This is a genomic window from Streptomyces sp. NPDC059003, assembly GCF_042740445.1.
Taxonomy (GTDB): Bacteria; Actinomycetota; Actinomycetes; order Streptomycetales; family Streptomycetaceae; genus Streptomyces.
In genome coordinates this window covers 1-3,462 of sequence record NZ_JBHYJH010000377.1, presented here as the reverse complement: position 1 = coordinate 3,462, position 3,462 = coordinate 1, and the positions used below count along the sequence as shown (strand labels likewise).

Annotated in this window: 4 protein-coding genes; 3 read left to right on the top strand and 1 reads right to left on the bottom strand. The window is 73.0% G+C overall.

Annotation, left to right across the window (positions count from 1 at the left end):
• Positions 1-155 precede the first annotated feature (155 nt).
• Positions 156-1,589, bottom strand: a complete 1,434-nt coding sequence (locus ACFWZ5_RS45670) for a PLP-dependent aminotransferase family protein (protein ID WP_384806531.1) — start codon at positions 1,587-1,589, stop codon at positions 156-158.
• A gap of 47 nt (positions 1,590-1,636) precedes the next feature.
• On the opposite strand from ACFWZ5_RS45670, the gene ACFWZ5_RS45665 reads away from it, so the two are divergent.
• From ACFWZ5_RS45665 to ACFWZ5_RS45655, 3 genes are read left to right on the top strand one after another with little or no spacing between them, the layout of a single operon-like run.
• Positions 1,637-2,176, top strand: coding sequence for a carboxymuconolactone decarboxylase family protein (locus ACFWZ5_RS45665; protein ID WP_384806529.1), 540 nt, complete (start codon positions 1,637-1,639; stop codon positions 2,174-2,176).
• Positions 2,177-2,204: 28 nt separating this feature from the next.
• The gene (locus ACFWZ5_RS45660) at positions 2,205-2,657 is read left to right on the top strand and encodes a carboxymuconolactone decarboxylase family protein (RefSeq protein ID WP_384806527.1); all 453 of its coding nucleotides are present in this window, start codon (positions 2,205-2,207) and stop codon (positions 2,655-2,657) included.
• Between the two features lie 26 nt (positions 2,658-2,683).
• The gene (locus ACFWZ5_RS45655) at positions 2,684-3,388 is read left to right on the top strand and encodes an isocitrate lyase/phosphoenolpyruvate mutase family protein (protein WP_384806533.1); all 705 of its coding nucleotides are present in this window, start codon (positions 2,684-2,686) and stop codon (positions 3,386-3,388) included.
• The last annotated feature ends 74 nt before the right edge of the window (positions 3,389-3,462 follow it).

Genomic DNA, 3,462 nt, shown 5'->3' with positions numbered 1-3,462 from the left:
AAAGTTCTAGCCCCTCCGGCGTTTGAGGAGCGGGGTCTGGGGCGGAGCCCCAGGAGAGGGCGGGTGGGTGGGGGAATCAGCCCGCCCGGCGTTTGAGGGCGAGGCGCGGAGCGCCGATGTGGCCGTGCGCGGAGGTTGGGGGCGCCCGCGCCAGGTCACGGCAGAACGCGGCACAAGGCCTCAAGCGTGGCACGCCACGCGTGATCCGTCGGCGTGCCGTAGCCCACGACGAGACCGTCCCGCGGCGGCACCGTCGCCTTCGGGTGCCGGAAGCGGGAGAGGCCCTGCAGCCCGAGCCGCTGCCAGCTCGCCGCATGCACCACCGACTGCTCGGTGCCCGGCGGCAGTTGGAGCACCGCGTGCAGCCCCGCCGCGATGCCGGTGACCTCGACGTCGGGGGCGCTGTCGGCCACAGCGGCCACCAACTGGTCCCGCCGGCGCCGATAGCGCAGCCGCGCCGAGCGGACATGGCGGTCGTACGCGCCGGACGTCATGAACTCCGCGAGCGCCAGCTGGTCGAGGACCCCGCTCGACGCCCCGGCCGCGAACTTCAGCTCGGCGACCTCGGAGGCGAGCGCCGCGGGCAGCACCATCCACGCGAGGCGCAGGCCGGGGGCCAGGGACTTGCTGGCCGTACCGAGGTAGACGACGCGGTCCGGGTCCAGGCCCTGGAGCGCGCCGACCGGCTGGCGGTCGTAGCGGAACTCCCCGTCGTAGTCGTCCTCAAGGATCAGGCCGTCCGCGCGCCGCGCCCAGTCCACGGCCGCCGCCCGCCGGTCGGGGTGCAGCGCCACCCCCGTCGGGAACTGGTGCGCGGGAGTGATCAGGAGCGCCTTGTGCCCGGCGAGCCCGTCCGTGCGCGTGCCCCGTTCGTCGGCGCCGAGCGGCTCCGTACGCAGACCGGTGCGGGCAAGGCGGTCCCAGTGCAGGTCGAGCCCGTACGACTCGACGGCGATCCGCCGCAGCCCGCGCGCCGAGAGCCAGTCACCGAGGAGCGTGAGACCGTGCATGAAGCCGGGCACGATGACGATCCGGTCGGGGTCGGCGTGCACGCCCCGGGCACGGGAGAGATACGCCGCGAGTGCCGTGCGCAGCTCGATCCGCCCCCGTGGATCGCCGTACCCGAACGCGTCGTCGGGGGCCGCCGCGAGGGCGCGGCGGGCCGCCTTCAGCCACTCCGCGCGCGGGAACGACGTCACGTCCGGCGTGCCGGGCATCAGATCGTGGACCGGAGCGCCGCTCACCCGGGGCGGGCGCGCGGGCGCCGCCGGGCGGGGTACGTCGCGGGCGGCGACCCGGGTGCCCGAGCCCTGCCGCGCGGTGAGCCAGCCCTCCGCGACGAGGTCCGCGTACGCGTCGGCGACCGTGTTGCGCGCGATGCCGAGGTCGGCGGCGAGCGTACGGGACGACGGCAGGCGGGTGCCGGGGGCGAGCCGGCCCCCGCGGACCGCCTCGCGCAGCGCGTCGGTCAGGCTCTTGCGGACACCCGAGCGGGGACCCGCGCCCTTCGCGTCCAGATGCAGATGCAGGTCGACACTCCAGCCTCCCGCCCCGGCGGCACCCCCCGAAATGGCCCACGATTTATCCATGGGAATGGACCATACCGGTGGGCTAATGCGGGCGTAGGTTCGCAGTCATGACGTACGCGACGACGCACCCCGTGACCACCGCCCAGGGCCACGACGACCGCGCCCCCGAGCACACCCCCCGCCTCAACATGGCCGAGCACGCCCCCGAGGCGTACAAGGCCATGATCCGGCTCGCCGCCGCCGCGAGGAAGGGCCTCGATCCGGTCCTCTTCGAACTGGTGGAGATCCGCGCGTCCCAGCTCAACCGCTGCGCGTTCTGCCTCGACATGCACACCAAGGACGCGCTCGCCGCGGGCGAGAGCGTCGAGCGGATCGTCCAGCTCAGCGCCTGGGAGGAGTCCAGGCACTTCTACACGGAGAAGGAGATCGCGGCGATCGAGCTGACCGAGGCCGTCACGCTCCTCGCCGACGGCGGCGTCCCCGACGAGGTGTACGCGAGGGCCGCCGAGCACTTCGACGACACCGAGCTCGCCCATCTGATCGCGGCGATCACCGTCATCAACGGCTGGAACCGCTTCGCGGTGACCTCGCGCATGGTTCCGGGCCACTACACGCCGGGCTCCACGGCCCATCGCCCCGCACACTGACGCCACTTTCCAGGGAGTTGTCACGGTCATGAGCAAACGCGGCGCCAAGATCAAGCTGGATGTCCTCAACGGCCTCCTGGCCGCCAACGACGCGGCCGCCAAGGGCATCGACATCCACCTCAAGCACCTGATGATGATCCGGGCCTCCCAGATCAACCACTGCGCGTACTGCATCGACATGCACATCAAGGACGCGAGGCTCGCGGGCGAGACCGACGAGCGGATCTACTTCCTCAACTCCTGGGAGGAGGCCGCGAGTCACTACTCCGAGCGGGAGCTGGCCGCGCTCGCGCTGACGGAGGCGATCACCGTCCTGACGGACGGGTTCGTGCCGGACGACGTGTACGAGCGGGCCGCCCGGCACTTCGACGACGCCGAACTCGGCCAGCTCATCTCGATGATCACCGTCATCAACGCGTGGAACCGCATCAACGTCAGCATCCGCAACCCGCCCACCTACAAGCCCGGGGAGCACAAGTGACCGCGACAGCAGCGGCGTTCGGCGCCATGCACCACGGCAGGGCGCCCGGCGACCCGCTCGTCCTGCCCGGGCCGTGGGACGCGGCCAGCGCCCGCGTCTTCGAGGAGGCGGGCTTCCCCGCCCTGGCCACGCCCAGCGCGAGCGTGGCGGCGGCCCTCGGGTACGCCGACGGGGCCGTGCCGCCGAGCGAGATGTTCGAGGCCGTCGGGCGCATCGCGCGGGCCGTGTCCGTGCCGGTCAGCGCCGACGTCGAGGACGGCTACGGGCTTCCGGCGCGCAAGCTGGTCGGCCGGCTCCTCGACGCCGGGGTCGTCGGCTGCAACCTGGAGGACTCCTGGGGGCGCAAGGACGACGCCGCGGGCACCCTGAAGGACGCCCACGAACAGGCCGACTACCTCGCCGCCGTGCGGGACGTCGCACGCGGGGAGCTCTTCATCAACGCCCGTGTGGACACGTACGTCCGCGGGGTCGCGGACCTGGAGGAGACCCTCCGCCGGGCCCGCCTGTACGTGGAGGCCGGGGCGGACTGCGTCTACGTCATCATGGCGCCGGCCGAGGTCATTCCCGCGCTGCGGAAGGGCGTCGACGTGCCGCTGAACATGATCCGTACGGCGGGTGGGCCCTCGGTGCGGGAGCTCGGGGAGCTGGGGGCAACGCGGGTCACCTTTGGGCCGGGGTTGCATCGACGGGCGATGGAGGCGCTGCGGGGGATCGCGGCGGACGTGGGCTGAGGCCCGGTGCCCTGCCGGAAGGCCCCCAAGCCCGCCCCTTCCCGAACTGGGGCTCCGCCCCAGACCCCGCTCCT

Excerpts from the sequence above, each read along its gene's own strand:
- ACFWZ5_RS45655 (WP_384806533.1), top strand. The coding sequence starts at position 2,684 with ATGCACCACGGCAGGGCGCCCGGCGACCCGCTCGTCCTGCCCGGGCCG.
- ACFWZ5_RS45670 (WP_384806531.1), bottom strand. The coding sequence starts at position 1,589 with ATGGATAAATCGTGGGCCATTTCGGGGGGTGCCGCCGGGGCGGGAGGC.
- ACFWZ5_RS45665 (WP_384806529.1), top strand. The coding sequence starts at position 1,637 with ATGACGTACGCGACGACGCACCCCGTGACCACCGCCCAGGGCCACGAC.
- ACFWZ5_RS45660 (WP_384806527.1), top strand. The coding sequence starts at position 2,205 with ATGAGCAAACGCGGCGCCAAGATCAAGCTGGATGTCCTCAACGGCCTC.